Origin of the sequence: Micromonospora sp. GCM10011542 (assembly GCF_042650685.1) — a bacterium.
Taxonomy (GTDB): Bacteria; Actinomycetota; Actinomycetes; order Mycobacteriales; family Micromonosporaceae; genus Micromonospora.
On sequence record NZ_JBHSBO010000064.1, the window covers coordinates 14,725 to 31,943 of the forward strand.

Genomic DNA, 17,219 nt, shown 5'->3' on the forward strand with positions numbered 1-17,219 from the left:
TCTCGAACGTTATGCGCTGGGGACGAGGACGACCTCGTCGGTGCCGGTCAGGGACGGCAGGCCGTCTCCGCCGGGATCGGTGTAGGACGCGACGAACACCCCGGTCAGGTGGTCGGTCGCCGGGTCGTGACCGGACGGCACCGTCGTTCGGATCGAGCCGGTGCAGCCGTTCGCGGTGGTCTGCGGGTGTCCGTGGGTCTCGTGGCCGAGGATGTACGTGACGCTGACCCGGGAGCAGTCCACCGGCTGGTCGTCGGTCACCCGTACCTCGAACTGCACGGTATCGCCGAAGGCGAAGGGCTGGCCCGCGACCGGCTTGACGAGCTCCACCACCGGCGGGGCGTTACCGACCACCACCCGCACCGACGCGGCGGCCGATAGCCCACCCGGGTCGGTCACCCGCAGGGTGGCGTTGTAGAGCCCATTGTCTCGGTACGTGAACGTCGGGTTCGCCGCGCGCGAGTCGACCTTGCCGTCGTTGTCGAAGTCCCACGCATACTTCAGCCGGTCACCGTCGTAGTCCGTGGTGCCGTCGCTGGAGAACGTGACGGTCAGCGGCGCGAGCCCGGCGGTGGGCGTGGCCGAGACCTGCGGCGCCGGAGTGTGGTTGCCCGTCCAGCCCGTGTAGTCGATCCGGGCCAGCTGCGCGTCCGGGTTCTCACTGAAGTAGCCGTCGCCGTACTCCAGCACGTAGAGCGCCCCGTCCGGACCGAACTCCAGGTCCATCGGGTTGTCGAACGTGATCGACGGCAGCACCGGTTCGATTCCGGTCAGGTCGCCGCTGGCGTCCAGCCGCAGGCCCTTCACGTAGTCGCGGGTCCACTCGGCCAGGAGCGGGACGCCGTCGTAGTAGGCCGGCCACGCCACCGGCGCGTGTCCCTGCGTCTCTCGCCGGCTGAACTGGTAAGCCGGACCGGCCATCGGACCGATGCCGCCGGTGCCCAGCTCGGGGAACTGCGCCGACTGGCCGTAGCTGTACCACACCTGCGGCTGCGCCACCGGCGGTAGTTCCCGCAGCCCGGTGTTGTGCGGCGACTCGTTGACCGGCGCGGAGCAGTTGAACGGCGCCCCGGACACGCCCGTCGCGAAGTCGTAGTCGGTGTACGGCAGCGCCGCGGTGGCGCAGTAGGGCCACCCGTAGTTGCCGGCCTCGCGGGCGGCGAGCCACTTGCCGTGCCCGGCCGGCCCGCGCAGCGGGTCCGCTTGGCGCGCGTCCGGCGAGTAGTCGGCGACGTACAGGTCGCCGGTTTCGCGGTTCAGCTCGATCCGGAACGGGTTGCGCAGGCCCATCAGGTAGATCTCCGGACGGGTGCGAGCCGTGCCCTGCGGGAACAGGTTCCCGTCCGGGATGCTGTACCCGCCGTTGGCGCCGACCTTGATGCGCAGGATCTTGCCGCGCAGGTCGTTGGTGTTGGCCGAGGTGCGCTGCGCGTCGTACGCCGGGTTGCGGCCCGGGCGCTCGTCCAGCGGCGCGTAGCCACCGGACTCGAAGGGGTTGGTGTCGTCGCCGGTGGACAGGTACAGGTTGCCCTCGGCGTCGAAGCCGATGTCGCCGCCGACGTGGCAGCAGATGCCCCGGTCGACTGGTACGTCGAGGATCTGCTGCTCGGTGGTCAGGTCCAGCTTGTCCTTGACCAGCCGGAAGCGGGACAGCCGCAGGGCACCCGTGAACTTCGCGAAGTCCGCGGCGGTGCCCCAGGCCGGAGCGTCGCCCTCGTTGACGTTCGGTGTCGACGGGTCGTCGACCGGGGTGTTCATGGGCGGGGAGTAGTACAGGTAGACCCAGTTGTTGCCGGCCTTGCCGAAGTTCGGGTCGATCGCGACGTTCTGCAGGCCCTCCTCGTCGTGCCGATAGACGTCCAGGGTCGCGGCGATCGTGTTGCGGCCGGTGTCCGGGTCGTGCAGCCGGACCTCACCGGCGCGGGTCACGTGCAGCACCCGGCGGTCGGGCAGCACCGCGAGGTCCATCGGCTCGCCCGGGTTGTCGTTCAGGGTGACCTTCTGGAAGTCGCTATCGGGCGGCGGGCTGGTCGGCGCCGCCGTCGCGACGGTGGGGGTGGCGACGAGCGCGATGGTCGTCAGACCCGCTACTGCGAGCGCGAATCGTCTCTTCATCTGCCTCTCCTTGCTCGGGACTGGTCGGGGCAGGTCGAGGAAGCCAGCAACTCCTTGATGGACCTGTGCGGGCGTGGCTGAGTCGCCCGTGGCGACGCACGCCGCCACCGCGGCGTCGAGCAGGTTGCCGACGGCCTCGCGGCTGGTGGTCGGGAACGGGCGGAGGACAGGGGTAGGGGACAGGTGGCGGTCAGATGGCGGCCGGCAGCCAGGGCCGCCAACGTGGCGGTTAACCGCGACGAAACACCATCGACTTGGCCGACGCTACAAAAGACATGCCCATGTGTCTATAACTTTTCTTCGGCCCAACCGAACTTTCGTCCGAGACGGACGAAAGTAGCTCTTCGTGTGCGGTTGCCGATGGAGTCGGTAACGTCGACCCGTTGCCTGGCCGGGCGCAACCCCGAAGACAGCCGCGGGCCCCGGTCATCGAATGGCCGGAAGACGATGCCGAGTGGCTGTGGAGCGACCGGTTGGGCGAGGGCACGCCGCAGGAGATCTTCGACTTCCTGTACGCGCAGCCGCTGGACGCCAGCTACTGGAGTCCAACAGCCGGAGGGCGGAGCACGCCACTCACGCCTCGGGCAGCCAGCCACGCTCCCGGGCACGCCAGCCCAACTGCAGGCGCGACTGCGCTCCCGCCGTCTCCATCAGGTGCTGCACCCGGCGAACGATGGTGCGCCGGCTCATCCCGAGGCGCGCACCCGCCGTCTCGTCGGTCATCCCGGCAACCAGCAGCGACAGCAACTTGCGGTCCTCATCCGAGATCTCGCCCCGCGCGGTAACCCCACCGGCGCCCGACAGGCCCAAGGGACTCGCTGTCGACCACACGCCCTCGAAGAGTGCGACGAGCGCGTCGAGCAGCGCGCACGGGTGGACGAGCACCGCCGCGTCCTGCGCCGCATCCGTCAATACCAGAGGGAGCAGGGCCAGCGTGCGATCTGCGACGGCGAGCTTTGTCGGCACGCTCGGCGCGAGGCGCGCTATCTCGCCATTGCGGACGTGCTTCCCGGCCGCCGCCAGGGTGGCCGGATCGGCGAGCGCGTTGATGGTGTAGACGACGCGGTAGGTGATTTCCCGCCCGCGCTCCATCTGTACGCCGTTGACCTGCTCGGCCGCGGCGTACGGCGGCGCGACGAGCATCCGCATCGTTGCCTTCGCGACACGCTGTACCCGGTCGAAGGCACGCTGCACGCTTGCTTGCCCTTGGACGATCTCGATGAGTTCACCGGTACGCCGTCCGGCGGTACGGTCGCGGGTCTGGGCCGCCAGCGCGTGCGCCGCCTCGCGGACCCGGTCCAGCTCGGTGTGCTGGCGCTGGATCAACTGCTCGATCGCCTCGTCTGGCGGAACCGGCACGACCAGGCCGTGCGGCGGTGGCGTGCGGTGCACCATTCCTTTGCGGTGCAGGCCGGCCACCGCCCGGCTGATCTGCGTGGTGGGCCGTCCGGTGCGTCTGGCCAGTTGATCCACGGTGGCGCTGCCCTGCCGCAGCAGCCCAAGGTAGGCCGACTCCTCGGCGGTGGTGAGTCCGGCGGGCTCGAGCATGCGTGGCCTCCCATCGAGCGGCGGTGTGGAACGGGACCGGTGGCGAGGCCGGCGGTTCCGGGACGTGTGATCGGCGGTGGCGCACCTGAGTCACGACTCATCTGCGCCCCTGAATGATCTAGCCCCGGGTGGTGCCAAGTGTGACACTCGGCCGAGCTCGATTCCACGATCATCCGGGAGACCCGCGGTCGGGAGGAGGGCCCTGTCGTGAGGTCGCTACAGGGTCAAGAGCGGCCAGTTGAAGAAAGGGTCCATGTCTGTGCATCCTTCCCGGCCACACCGGCGTACTGCCCTGATGGCGGTATCCGGTGCCCTCATGGTGGGGCTCGCGGCTCTGGCGGCCGTGCCTCCGCCACCGGCGCTCGCCTCGCCGCAACCTGCCACCGAGCCTGGCCCCGCGCAGCAGCGCGCCGAACACCACACGATCACCCTTGTCACCGGCGATACAGTGGCCGTCACTCGTGGACCGAAGGGCATCATTTCGTACAGCGTCACCCCGGGCCCTGGCCGCCAGGACGTGACGTTCCTGACCCGATCGGCCAGCGACGGCGCCGTCTCGGTAATCCCCTCCGACGCGCTGAACCTGCTGTCCGCCGACCAACTGGACCCCCAACTGTTCGACCTGGGCGCGCTGATCGACAGCGCGCCCGACGACGGTGGCGAACTGCCGCTGATCGCCCAGTACGCCAAGGCGACCACGGCCGGGCCCTCCAACCGGGTGCGGGGCGTGCTCGCCGACGGTGCCCGGACCACTCTCGTCCTGCCCCGGCTCGGGCTGAACGCGGTGCGCGTCCCCCCGAGCAACACCGGACGCATGTGGCGCGCAGTCACCGGTGGACAGAAAGCTGCCCAGCGTCTGCGCGGTGGCCTCGGCAAGCTCTGGCTGGACCGCAGGATGAAGGTCTCGCTGGAGCGCAGTGTGCCCCAGATCGGCGCCCCGACTGCCTGGCAGGCGGGGCTCACCGGGACCGGTGTCACCGTGGCCGTTCTTGACACTGGCTACGACATCGACCACCCCGACCTCAAGGACGTGGTCGTCGCGTCCGCCGACTTCGTCGGCGAGGGCACGGTAGATGACCACGTCGGGCACGGCACTCACGTGTCCTCGACCATCGCGGGCAGCGGAGTGGCCTCGAACGGGCTGCGCAAGGGCGTGGCGCCCGGCGCGAAGCTGGCCGAGGGCAAAGTTTGTTCCGAAGAAGGCTGCCCCTGGTCGGCGATCCTCGCCGGGATGCACTGGGCGGCCAACGAGGTGCATGCGAAGGTCATCAACATGAGCCTCGGCGGGCTCGACTCCGCTGGTATCGACCCGCTCGAGGCCGCGGTGAACGACCTGTCGGCTCAGACCGGAGCCCTCTTCGTCATTTCGGCGGGCAACAACGGCTGCAGGTACGGCGCCCGCCCGGTCGGCTCGCCCAGCACCGCTGACGCGGCGCTGAGCGTGGCCGCGGTCGACCGGACCGACTTCATCGCCGACTTCTCCAGCTGCGGTCCACGCATGCTCGACAACGCGCTGAAGCCGGAGATCAGTGCGCCAGGAGTGGGCATCGTCGCAGCGGTCCCCGGCGGGGGCTACGGGACTTACAGCGGCACGTCGATGGCCGCCCCGCACGTCACCGGCGCGGCGGCGATCCTGGCCCAGCAGCATCCGGACTGGACCGGAGAGCAGCTGAAGGCCGGCCTGATGAGCAGCGCCTCCGAGCCCCGCTGGGAGAGCATGCCATCGCCCCGGTACGGGACCGGCCGTGTCGACGTGGCGCGGGCGGTCGCCGCTCAGGTCACGCCGAGCGCCGGTGGTCTGAACATCAACCAGCCCTGGCCGCGGCCCACAGCTGGCGTCACCCGTACGGTCAGCTATCGCAACGTCGGGACTGAGCCGGTCGTCCTCGACCTGGCCGTCTCGTCGATCCCGGCCGCACTGGTCACGCTGAGCACCCAGCGGTTGACGGTGCCCGCCGGAGGCAGCGCCTCGGTGACGCTCACCGTCGGCAGCGAAGGCGAGGCAGAGGCGTACCACCTCGGCGCCCTCACCGCCACCGTCGACGGCGCCCCGGTGGCCCGGACCGCGCTGACCTACCACCAGGACGCGCGGTACGACGTGTCGGTGGAGCTGGTCAACCGGCTCGGCGCGCCCGCCGAGGGCAGTGTGGCCGCGGTGAACGGTGACACCGGCGCGGTGACGTACTTGACGGTCGATGGGGGCACGGCACGGGGGATGCTTCCCACCGGCCGGCACTACCTGCTGACCACGGTGTTCCCGGGCGGGCCGGAGGACATCGCCTTCACCTACGGGATCGTGCCGGTCACGGTCACCGACGATACGGCCGTCCTGCCGGTACGGGTCGACGCCCGCCGCGGCAGGCAGGTCCGGCTCGAGGTCTCCGACCGCTCGGCAGAGCATGTCGTCACGTCCGTGGACCTGACCCTCGACGTGGCCGGCACCCGGCTGGCTCACGGCGGCTCCTTCGGCGTGCAGGGCGCGAGCTACGTGCTCCCGGTCGAGGATCCGGCCGTCACCTATGGCGCCCGGGCGGTCTTCGACAAGAAGGGTTCGAGCGAGCAGTCGCCGAGCCCCTACCACTACCGGATCGCCGACACCCGCGCCGGCATCCCCACCGACCCGGTACGCACCGTGGCCAGGGAGGACCTCGCCCGGGTCGTCATGGACTTCAAGGCTCCCGGCGTCGCCTCCAGCGGATCCTCCGCCGTCGGCATGATCACCGACGACAGCCTTCCCACGCTCACCATCGAAGGGCCGGTCGACTTCCCGTCGAAGGTGATCGACTACCGGACGGCGGGGCGGTACGAGAGCGAGATCCGCATCGGCGACAACTGGATCACGGCACCGGCCCGAACCGTCAGCCTGGCCGAACCCGGCCGGGAGACCTGGAACAACGCGCTCCTCGGGCCGACGCTGGACAGCACCACCGGGCTGAACGGAGACGGCTTCATGTCGATCCCCGACATCCCGTGGTTCGTCGACGCCGAGACGCACGACTTCGCGTACACCCCCGCGTCCGGCACCCTGACGCTGAAGCGGGAGGGGGAGCAGGTCGCGCAGTGGCAGGCCGGCCAGTGGGGCTACGCCTACGGGCTGCCCGTGGAGAAGGCCACGTACACCCTGCAGGCGAGCGTCACCCGGTCGGTGCCGTTCTCCACCCTGTCCAGCCGGATCGACGCCGAGTGGCGGTTCACCACGGCAGGCACCACGGAGTGGGTTGCCAATCCGCTCATGGTGCCCCGCCTGGCAGCCGTCGGCCTCGACGAGTACAACCGGGCCGCCGGCAAGGCACCCACCGAGGTGCTGATCGGCGTCAGCGGCCAGCCCGCCGGCGGCGTCCCGGCCACCCGGGTCACCCGGGTGGAGGCGTCCTTCGACGAGGGCCGCACCTGGAAGTCGCTGAAGGTCACCGCTGGGCCGGACGGGACGCCGGGCAAGGTGATGGTCCCCAACCCGCCCGCAGCGGGCCACGTCGCGCTGCGGGTCACGCTGGCGGACCGGGACGGCAACCAGGTCACGCAGACCGTCCACCGCGCCTACGAGGTGCGGCCCCGGTAACCGAGCGAGGCCGGGCCCGAGCGGCTGTGCAGCCGCTCGGGCCCGGTCTTTTTCCGATCCTTTCAGATTGGGCGGCCACACCGAACGTGCGTGCCTGCGGCAGATGCGGCCGACCCCCCAACCCCGGGAGCGAAATGCCCAGACGAATTCGGTGGCTGTTGGCGACCACCACAGTGGTTGCGACGCTGCTAGCGGTGCCGGGAACCCCGGCGCTGGCCGACCCGACCCCAGACCTCACCAAACCGAACCCCGCCACCGCGGCCCCGGCCGGCAGCGGTGAGACGCACACCGTCACGCTGCTCACCGGCGACGTGGTGACCGTCGAGGCCACCGGGTCCGGCTGCCCCCGGGTCCGCGTGCAGCCCGTCGACCCGGCCGGTGTGATCCGGCGCAGCTGCGGTGCCGACGGGCACCTGAAGGTCATCCCGGCGAAGGTGGCGGCCCAGGTCGGCACCGTGCTCGACCCGGACCTGTTCGACGTGACCACGCTGGTCGCGGAGGGCTACGACGACGAAGGCACCAGCGAGCTGCCGGTGATCGTGCAGCCCGCCGAGAACCAGCGGACGACGGCGCTCGCCGGCCTCCGGCCATTGTCGAGTATCGGCGCGGTCGCCGGCGCCGTTCCCAAGCGGTCCGCGGCCAACGCCAGGGCAGCCACCACCAGCCTGCTCACCGGTGCGCGAAAGGTCTGGCTCGACCGGAAGGTGCACGCGACCGGGATCACCGCCGGCAACCACGGCGGCGGGCAGCCCGCTCAACTCGATCCCAACATCAGCCAGGTCTCCGCGCCCCAGGCGTGGCAGGCCGGCTACACCGGCAAGGGCGCCCGGGTGGCCGTGCTCGACACCGGCGCCGACTTCAGCCACCCCGACCTGGCCGGCCAGGTCGTCGACCGCGCCGACTTCGTCACCCCGGGCGGCGACGCGGTCGACCACAACGGGCACGGCACCCACGTCGCGACCACCATCGCCGGCACCGGGGCCGCCTCGCACGGCCAGCGTCGCGGCATCGCGCCGGACGCGCGCCTGGTCATCGGGAAGGTCCTCGACGACTTCGGCTCCGGGTTCGACTCCGACATCATCAGCGGCATGGAGTGGGCCGCGGCCCGGGCCGACGTGATCAACATGAGCCTGGGCGGCGCCATGCCGGACGACGGCACCGACCCGATGGCGGTCGCCGTCGACAACCTGACGGAGCAGACCGGTGCCCTCTTCGTCATCGCCGCCGGCAACAGCGGCGGCGCGATCGCGTCCCCCGGCTCGGCCGGGCGCGCGCTGACCGTCGGCGCGGTCGACTCCGACGACGAGCGGGCCGACTTCTCCAGCCGGGGACCGCTGATCAACACCTGGGCGGCGAAGCCGGAGCTGGTCGCCCCGGGTGTCGACATCGTCGCCGGCCGCGCCGCCGGGACGACGCTCGGCACGCCGTTCGACGAGTACCACACCACGCTCTCCGGCACCTCCATGGCAGCCCCGCACGCCGCGGGGGCCGCCGCGCTGCTCGCCCAGCGCCACCCCGACTGGACCGCGGACCGGCTCAAGGCCGGGCTCGTCGGCGCCGCCGACCCGCTGCCCGGCGCCGAGCCGTACACCGTCGGCGCCGGCCGGCTCAACGCGGTGCGGGCGCTCACCGGTCCGGTGAGCGACCAGCCGGTGGTCAACCTCGGCACCTTCAGCTACCCGCAGTCCGGCACCCACGAGGTGCGGCTGAGCTGGACCGGCGACCGGACCCCGGCGACCGTCCCGCTCGACCTCGCGGTCACGGTCGTCAACCACGACGGGACCATCGCGCCCCGCCGGGCCGCGAAGCTGTCGGCCACCCGGGTGACGCTCAAGGGCGGCGTGCCCGGCACGGCGACGCTGCGGCTCGACCGCGCGGCGCTGGCCGGCTCGCCCGGTTACTACCTCGCCACGGTCACCGCCCGAACGCCGAACCACGCGCTGGTGGCGACCACGCCGGTCGCCTTCTACGTGGAGCCGCGCAGCTACGACCTGACGATCCAGACCCGTCCCGTGCCGGGCGCCCCGGTGAACGGGTACAGCGCCGTCGGGGTGGAGGTGACCAACCTCGCCGACCCGCTGCTCTACGCCGGCGGAGTGTTCTTCACCCCCGGCAAGTCGGCCACGCTGCGGGTCCCGGCCGGCCGCTACCAGGTCACCGCCGGGTTCAGCACCTACGACGACGAGACCGGGGCGCAGACGGGCGCGTTCGTCGGGGACAGCGACCTCGCCGTCGACGGCACCCGGACGGTCGTCCTCGACCCGACGCAGGTCAAGCCGATGGCCGCGACCGTGCCCGGGAAGCCCACCCAGGCCCTCGCGAGCGACTTCCTGTACGTGCAGACGGCCGTAAACGGTCTCTCCTGGTGGCAGGGCATCGCCGCGTGGGGTGACTCGGCCACCGTCGCGGTGGGCCCGGTGACGCTACCCAGCGTCGGGTCGCTGCGGATGTACGGCGGCTGGGGGCTGGACTCGCCGGCGGGCACGGCCGCGCCGTACCACTACGACCTGGCTCACGAGTACACCGAGGGAGTGCCGGCCGACCCCACCTACCGGGTCACCGCCGCCGAGCAGGCCCGGCTCGCCCGGATCGACCAGCGGTTCAACCAGCTGGACCTGGCCGGGATGGTGACTTCGATGCGCCGCGCCGGCTTCACCCTCGACGGGCACTACCTGACTCAGAACCCCACCTACGATCTGCCGCCGACGCGTACCGACTACGTATCGCCGGGGGTCCTCTGGCAGGACACGGGGACCTACGGCGGCCTCCCGGCCCAGGAGGCGCCCCGGGACTACGCCCCGGGTAGCCGGCAGACCAAGATCTGGGCGCGGCAGCCGCTGCGCTCCGACTGGTTCGACGACCCGGCCGGTGGGCAGTACAGCTGCGCCGGCGCGCCGTGGCGGACCAGCGGCAACCTGCACGTCGACCTGGCCATGCTCGTCGATCAGCACCAGCGGGCCGACTGCCTGCAGCCCGGCGCGGTTGCCATCACGCGAACGCTGGCGCTGTACCGGGACGGCCAGCTCGTCGATGAGCGCAATGCCGCCCGGACCGACTTCAGCGTGCCGGCGAAGGCGGCGGACTACCGGCTCACCTTCGACGTCGACACCAGCCGGATCCTGCCGTTCTCGACCCACGTCAACACCGCGTGGACCTTCCGGTCGGCCGGACCGGCCGGCACGGCGCGCAGCGCCCTGCCGCTCCTGTCGGTCGACTACGCCCTGCCACTGGACGCGGCGAACCATCCCACCGGTGGTCCGGCCACGTTCACGGTCCGGCAGGCCCAGGGGGCGCCGGCCCAGCGGGTGACGACGTTCCAGGTCTGGACCTCGACCGACGACGGCGTGACCTGGCAGCCGACCACGGTCGATCGGGACCGGGACGGCTACCTCGCCGCGCTGCCGACCGTGCCGGGCGGGCAGGCGGTCTCGTTGCGGGTGAAGGCCACCGCCGACGGCGGCAGCGGCATCGAGCAGACGATCATCCGGGCGTACCGCGCCGGCTGAGCGTCCCGATCCGCCGTACCTCCACCGAGGCGCGGCCCGGTGCCGACCGGGTCGCGCCTCGGCGTGTTTCAGGCGGCTGGCTCAGGACGAGAGGGCCGCGTCGGCGAGGAACTCCCTCGCGGTCCGGGTAATCCGCTGCAACCGCTGACCCTCGGCCATCGACACCTGCCGGATGCGTCCTCAGAACCGACGGATTACACGATCAACGTTCAAAGACGAGGCACTAGTTCAGGTCTACGTGGTCGGCTGGGCGGTGCCAGGCAGATCCTCACTGCGTTGAGCGGTGACGGCCGCGGCGCCCAGGAGCGCCGCGGCCGTCCCTACTTTCCGTGATTCGTCAGCTGGTCGGCAGGACCGCCTGGCCCTTGCGGTAGTTCTTGCCGCTGCCGTCCGGGGTGTAGTTGTTCTCGACGTTGCCGGCCGAGTCGACCGAGAACCAGTTGATCCGGGTGCCGGCCGGGATCGTCAGGGTCTCCCCGCCCTCGCGGATGCCCGCCGAGCCGTAGAGCGTCGACGAGTACGTCGGCGTAGCGCCGTCGAGGGTGTAGAAGACCGAGGCGGGCTCGGAGACGCCGAAGGTCACGTTCACCATGCCCGGTGTCGAGCTGGGGGCGACCGTGAGGGTGCTCTCCGGGCGGGTCCGGTCCTTGGCGAAGTCCCGGGCCACCCGCATCAGCTCGACCAGGCCATTGGAGAACTCCATCGCCTCGGAGTGCGCCTCCTCCCAGTCCGGTTGGAAGGACGTGCCGACCTCGAAGTTCCAGGCGTAGATGCCGTACTTGTACCAGAGCATGTCGCCGGAGTTGCCCGCCGCCGAGTAGAGCACGTCGGAGATCGGGCCCGTGCGGGCCGGGGTGACCGCCATGTTCCGGTGCTGCTTGATGGCGGTCAGGATCCGCGAGGACGCGCCCCAGAAGGCCGACTCCTCGGCCAGCGTCGGCCGCGGCGCCGAGGTCCGGTCCGGCAGGGCGTACGCGCCCGGCGACCACATGAAGTAGTTCCCGGAGGAGTGCAGGTTCATCGAAAACTTGATGTTGGGGCGGGCAGCCAGCCAGTCGATATTGCGGTTCTCCGGCTCGGAGAGCTCGCTCGGCCCGGCGTAGGTGCCGCTGGTGCAGCTGCTCGACGCGCCCGAGTACCCGTCGAAGAGGCTGTACTCGGTGTAGTTGCGGTTGTTGTCAACGCCCCACGAGTCCCGGCCGAGGAAGTCCGCGGCCCCGGTCGACGGGCAGTGGTTGGTCATGTTCTTGCGCTGCGAGTTGAAGTCGTAGAAGGAGTAGTGGCCGCCGTCCGGGTTGACCGACGGGGCGATCCAGATGTCCAGGTTGTTCAGCAGCTGCTTGGTCTGCCCGTCGTGCGCGTAGTTGCGCAGCAACCGCTCGGCGGTCTCGACGGCGACCAGCGGCGGCACCCACTCCCGCGCGTGCTCCTGCGCGTAGGCGAGCACCCCCGGCTTCGAACCGTCCCTAACCTTGCCGATCCGGATCGCGTACACCGGTTGCGGATCGCGGGAGACGGAGGCCGGCGCAGTCAGGTCGTCGGTGAGCCCGGTCCGCGCCGCCGGCGCGACCACGCCGTTGCCCGGGCTGCCGCGATAGGTGTACGCCTTGACCAGCGACCCGGCCGCGGCGTTGAGCGCCGCGACGACCTGGGCGGCGGTGCTGGTCACCGCACCCGCGCCATCGGTACCGAGGGCCACCCGGATGGCCTTACCGCTCACGGTCACCGCCAGCGCCGCGTTGCCGGCGCCCGGGTTCACCAGCTCCACCGAGATGTCGTTGCCACCCTGGTGCCCCCAGGCCAGGGAGTCCACCGCGACCCGGCTGGCGTTGGCGCTGCCGAGGACGGCCTGGGCGTGCCGCCGGTAGCCGTTGGTCTTGTACGGCAGTTCGACGATCTCAGCCAGGTTGGGGAACTCGGCGGCGAGCTGGTGGATCCGGGCGTACAGCTCGGTCGGGGTGAGGTAGCTGGTGACGAAGTCCTTCTGGTAGCCCGGTCCCTCCGGGCTGGTCTCCGGGGTGGGCAGCCACTCCTGCACCTTGACCTCGGCCACGTCCCCGGTGGGGCTGGTGATCCGGATACGGTCCGGCCGGCTGGTCACCGCCGAGGCGCCACGGTGGTAGAGGTAGACGCCGGCGTCGACGAAGCGCGAGATGGTCTGCGTGCCGCCGGAGCCGATCGCGGTGCCCGGCCCACTGTCCCGCTCGACGGTGAGCGTGTTGCTGGCCGTCTGGCCCCGCGCCCACTTCGCCTCGACGGAGAGGACCTGGCTGGTCCCGGAGGTGTAGTAGTCCGCACGGATGATCTTGACGTCGGAGACGTCCGGAGCGGTCGGGTCGGCCGCGGCGGCGGCGAACTCCCGGTTCTCGGCGAGGTGCGCGGCGATGGTCGATTCGCGCTCCTCGACGCGGGCCCGGGCGTCCTCGGGGCGATGCAGCACGTCGCCGAGGGTGAAGCCGGCCGCGGTCAGCCGGGCGGCTTCGCTCGGCGTGAGCACCGCGTGCGCGACCACGCCGTTCTCCGAGCGTTCGACATGGTGGTCGAGGTCCACTCCGGTGGCGACCAGCGCGTCCAGCTCCGCGGTGCCGGCGAGCAGCACCTCCACGACGTTCGCCGGCTCACCGGCGACCGGGCCGGAATCGGCCGGTGCGGCGGCGTCCGGCGCGGTCGCCGAGGCCGGACTGACCAGCAGCACGACGGCCATGGCGGCGGCCAGCGCCGCCGGGACCGGGAGGCGGCGTCGCCACCGCGCGGGTGGGGATTTCGGCATGGTGATGTCTGCCCTTCTGGCTACTCGGCCTGATGGCCGTAGGAGATGGCCGAGGGGCACGCCCGGGGTACGCGGCTCCATCCGTTGGGTCGCGTGTGGTCGTTGCGGCAACCGAGCGCGCGACACGCTGAGAAAGGGAAGGTGATGTCGTCCGGCTCCGTCGCCTCGACAGGACCCGCATCGTCGAATTTCGGGGCGTCGAACGATGGTGACGGAGGCTCTCCGGTGACAGTTGGTTGACTGAGGCAATCCTCAGCTGTCACAGCGTGATCTGTCAATCCTCTGCTGGGCCCGTTGGCTCTCGGACCGTGGTCCTCACCGAACACGCCGAAGAGGTGGGGTAGGTGGGGCAGGTCCCGCGCCAAGCCTTCCTGAGCCCAGAAGGCGTCGACGGACCGCCTGCTGCCTCGGGTCAGGTCACCGCCGAGCGGACGCCGAGGCCGATGAGAACGGCGCCGGTGAGCCGGTCGAGGGTACGGCGCACGCGTGGGGTGCGCAGCAGCCGTGCGGCTGTGCCGGCGACCGCGGTCCGGCCGGCCAGCCAGAACGTGTGCAGCAGGGCGTGTGCGGTGGCGAGCACCAACATGGGGGCCAGCACCGGTCTGCGAGCTCCGACCGACGACCGCAACGTCCCACTCCCACCCCAAGCGACCGCATGCATCGCCGCAGACGCCTCGGAAGCCTCCCCAACGAGCGCCAGGCCACCACATGAAACCCCAGCTCAACACCGACCGAGTCTCGACCAGGACCGTCACTCGTCCCGCCCCGCGAGGGAGCCCATGGCCCGGTCCGTGACAGTTGCGTACATCGATGTAAATGGTCGCTCAAACCGCTTCTGGTGGATAGATGTTGCCCTCTTGACGAGGCACTTCTGTCGCAGTCTAATTGGTGATCATGTAGGGAGGCCACGCGTGGGAGAGCTCCAGTTCGCCAGTTCTGGCGTGGCAGGGTTCCTTATTTTGTCTCGACCAGCGCGTGTAGATCATGGGGCTGGGACGCAACGGGCCGTTAGAGATATCGACCCATCGGGAAGGAGCCGGAGATGAGCATGAGGTCCACGAGTCGGCGGCAGTTCCTGCGGCGACTGGGAGGCACCCTTGCTGCCGGAGTAGGCATCGCGTTTTTTCCGGCCGGGTTCGCCTCGGCATCGTCCAAGACCGGTCCGACATGGGCCCCTGGCCATACGGGCGGCGGGCCGGCGTACCCGGGAGACCCCGGCTTTGTCGCCACGAGTCCAGGGGAACTAGAGGCCGCCAAAGCCAGCTGGGAAACGCCGGAATATGGTTATTATACCGGCCATAATCCTTCTACTCCTGGCACAGCGGTCAATTCCCCATGGCAGCTCGTCGCGGTAAACGCGTCCACCGCCTACGCCCTAGGGTACCGCGGTCAGGGGGTCACGCTGGGCATGATGGATTCGGGCTACAGGACTACACACGAAGCATTTCAGACCGGGCTGATCGTTTCGGTGAGAGCCGAGGGTGTCTACGGCACGTCCGGCTACGGGTATCGTGGCGCGACCCCGGCGAACCCGTTTACTGCGGGCGAACCGTTCACTGTGGCCGGTGATGAGGCGAGAACAAGTGACTACTCGCACGGGACCGGCATGCTTGGGGTTACCTCCGGCATCCGCGATGGTAAAGACCAGCACGGCATCGCCTTTGGATCGAAGATGTATGTCGCCAAGACCGGCGGTTCCGATACCCAGTCCCACGGCCCCTTCCACGATTACGTGTACTGGCACACAGCCAATAAGGCCCTGGTCGACGCAGGCGCCCAGGTCATCAACAGCAGTTGGGGCTCTTATGTCCAAACTATTGACAGAGCCCGCTTTGACGGCTTAGGAAACGACCTTGGAGTCAATGGCAACCTCGCCAACGCCTACCAACTGCGTGGCAAGGACAGCGCCAGCGCCACGGCAATGGCTACCATTATCCCCAACGAGTACCTGAAAGATCTGGAGTACCAGTATTTCCTCTTCAAGAAGAGCTATTCGGAAGGCGGCATTCAATACAATCCGAACTACCCCGGACGCTCCTTCATGGATGCCATCTGGGACGCTATCAAGGACAGCGGCACCGTCAACGTAAGGTCGGCCGGCAACAACGACTGGAGCAACCCGTATTTCCGCCCCGCGTATCCCTTCTTCAATCCCTTGGCGGAAAAGCAGTGGGTATCCGTCGGCGGGGTGCAACCGCCCACTGCGGCCAATCCCGAATACATGAAGCAGTCCGGGTACAACGAGGCGGGGCTCGCCAAATGGTGGACCGTGTCCACCCCTTCAAACAGTGTTCGGACCACGAACAGCGGTGGTGACACTAACTATTCAAACTCGAGCGGCACGTCACCGGCAACGCCCGTTGCGACAGCGGTGATGGGGGTTCTGCTCTCCCGCTATCCGAACATGGACGCCAAGCAGGTGCGTGAGCTGATGTTCACCACGGCGAACAACAAGATGTCCGACGGTGTGAGATTCCTCGGCACCGGGCAAACCTCCCCCTCCGGGGCGTCCATCGCCTGGACCGCTCCCGACGGTCTTCCGGACGAACGCTGGGGCTGGGGGATTCCCGATCTGGCCAAAGGCATGTACGGCCCCGGCCAGCTCCTGAGCCCCATGACCTACAACATGGATAAAGCGCCACTGGACGTCTGGTCGAACGACATCAGCCAGATCGCGATCAAGGAAAGGGAAAGGGAAGACCTGGAGTGGCTGGCGGGCTACAAGGAGCAAGGCATTGCCTACGCCGGTGAATTCAGCCCCAACGTACTGAACCCGGACGGCACGCTCAACGAACAGGCCTTCATGCTTCAGGGCATTTTGGCTGATCCTTACATCCAAGCTATCACTAACGGCCATCCCGAGTTGTACGACAAGATCACCCATGAGGACGCCGTCAAGTGGCGCAAGGAATGGATGGACGAGCGCGCGGCCTACATTCAGAACAACATCGACAACAACCTCTACACGGCTTCTCTGACCAAGCAAGGCTCCGGGACGCTGATCATGACGGGCGACGACACCTACGAGGGCGGCACGACGATTGAAGGCGGTAAGCTTTCGATCACCGGCTCGCACGCAAGCTCGATCGACGTCAAGGGCGGCACGCTCGGCGGCACCGGTTTCGTGGCAGGCACCATCGACGTCGACAACGGCGTGCTGCAGCCCGGTCTGTCGTCCGGGGAAGCGGCGTCCGCGGCGTCCATCACCCTCACCGACGTCACGCCCGGCAACGTCCTGAACGTCGGCGGCGACGTGACCGTCAGCCGAGCGGGTCGCCTCGCCATTACCATCTCCGGCGACCACGACTACACGAGCGTGCGGGCCGCGGGTGACCTGGTGCTGGACGGCGAACTCACCCTGGACATTCGCGCGCCCCTCACTCCGGGCACGGTACTGACGATCATGAGCGGCGACTCGATCAAGGGCAACTTCCGCTCCCTGCCGGAACGGCGGATCCTGAACACGGGCCACCACATGTTCAGGGTGTCCTACCAGGACGGCGAAGTGACGCTGACCGTCGTGCGGACGCTGCCCAGGGCAGGGTCCGGCGGCGTCTAGCCGCACGCGGCCTGGCCAGCCAGGCTCAGGTTCGCCTGAGCCTGGCTGGCCAGGCCTTCGCCCAGGTTCAGCCGCCCTGACCGCCACGGTCGACAAACCGGCTAGTGCTCTGACCACGAACGTTCACGGTGTTGGGGTCAGGCTGCGCGGGCGGCGGGTTGG

7 protein-coding genes are annotated in these 17,219 nt (G+C 69.6%); 3 read left to right on the top strand and 4 right to left on the bottom strand.

All coding sequences use genetic code 11. The features are described from left to right. Positions 1–9: 9 nt before the first annotated feature. Positions 10–2,115, bottom strand: a complete 2,106-nt coding sequence (locus ACFOW4_RS27900) for a PQQ-dependent sugar dehydrogenase (RefSeq protein ID WP_377533195.1) — start codon at positions 2,113–2,115, stop codon at positions 10–12. A gap of 573 nt (positions 2,116–2,688) precedes the next feature. Then, positions 2,689–3,663 (bottom strand): helix-turn-helix domain-containing protein, encoded by a 975-nt coding sequence (locus ACFOW4_RS27905; protein ID WP_377533197.1) that lies wholly within the window; start codon positions 3,661–3,663, stop codon positions 2,689–2,691. A gap of 517 nt (positions 3,664–4,180) precedes the next feature. Here ACFOW4_RS27905 and ACFOW4_RS27910 point away from each other — a divergent pair. Further along, positions 4,181–7,222 (top strand): S8 family serine peptidase, encoded by a 3,042-nt coding sequence (locus ACFOW4_RS27910; protein WP_377533199.1) that lies wholly within the window; start codon positions 4,181–4,183, stop codon positions 7,220–7,222. Positions 7,223–7,416: 194 nt separating this feature from the next. Next, entirely contained in the window at positions 7,417–10,728 is a 3,312-nt protein-coding gene (locus tag ACFOW4_RS27915; RefSeq protein WP_377533200.1) for a S8 family serine peptidase, read from the top strand. 337 nt (positions 10,729–11,065) lie between these two features. Here the strand turns inward: ACFOW4_RS27915 and ACFOW4_RS27920 are convergent, their stop codons facing one another. Together ACFOW4_RS27920 and ACFOW4_RS27925 are read right to left on the bottom strand one after the other, a co-directional pair. Next, complete coding sequence (locus ACFOW4_RS27920) at positions 11,066–13,498, bottom strand: M14 family metallopeptidase (RefSeq protein WP_377533202.1); 2,433 nt, start codon at positions 13,496–13,498, stop codon at positions 11,066–11,068. A 412-nt stretch (positions 13,499–13,910) separates the two neighbouring features. Next, positions 13,911–14,096 carry a hypothetical protein gene (locus ACFOW4_RS27925; protein ID WP_377533204.1) on the bottom strand — a complete coding sequence of 62 codons (186 nt, stop codon included), beginning with the start codon at positions 14,094–14,096 and terminating at the stop codon, positions 13,911–13,913. A 444-nt stretch (positions 14,097–14,540) separates the two neighbouring features. On the opposite strand from ACFOW4_RS27925, the gene ACFOW4_RS27930 reads away from it, so the two are divergent. Further along, complete coding sequence (locus ACFOW4_RS27930) at positions 14,541–17,057, top strand: S8 family serine peptidase (RefSeq protein WP_377533206.1); 2,517 nt, start codon at positions 14,541–14,543, stop codon at positions 17,055–17,057. Positions 17,058–17,219: the final 162 nt, after the last annotated feature.

Coding starts and splice junctions, on each gene's coding strand:
- ACFOW4_RS27900 (WP_377533195.1), bottom strand. CDS start 2,115: ATGAAGAGACGATTCGCGCTCGCAGTAGCGGGTCTGACGACCATCGCG.
- ACFOW4_RS27905 (WP_377533197.1), bottom strand. CDS start 3,663: ATGCTCGAGCCCGCCGGACTCACCACCGCCGAGGAGTCGGCCTACCTT.
- ACFOW4_RS27920 (WP_377533202.1), bottom strand. CDS start 13,498: ATGCCGAAATCCCCACCCGCGCGGTGGCGACGCCGCCTCCCGGTCCCG.
- ACFOW4_RS27930 (WP_377533206.1), top strand. CDS start 14,541: ATGAGCATGAGGTCCACGAGTCGGCGGCAGTTCCTGCGGCGACTGGGA.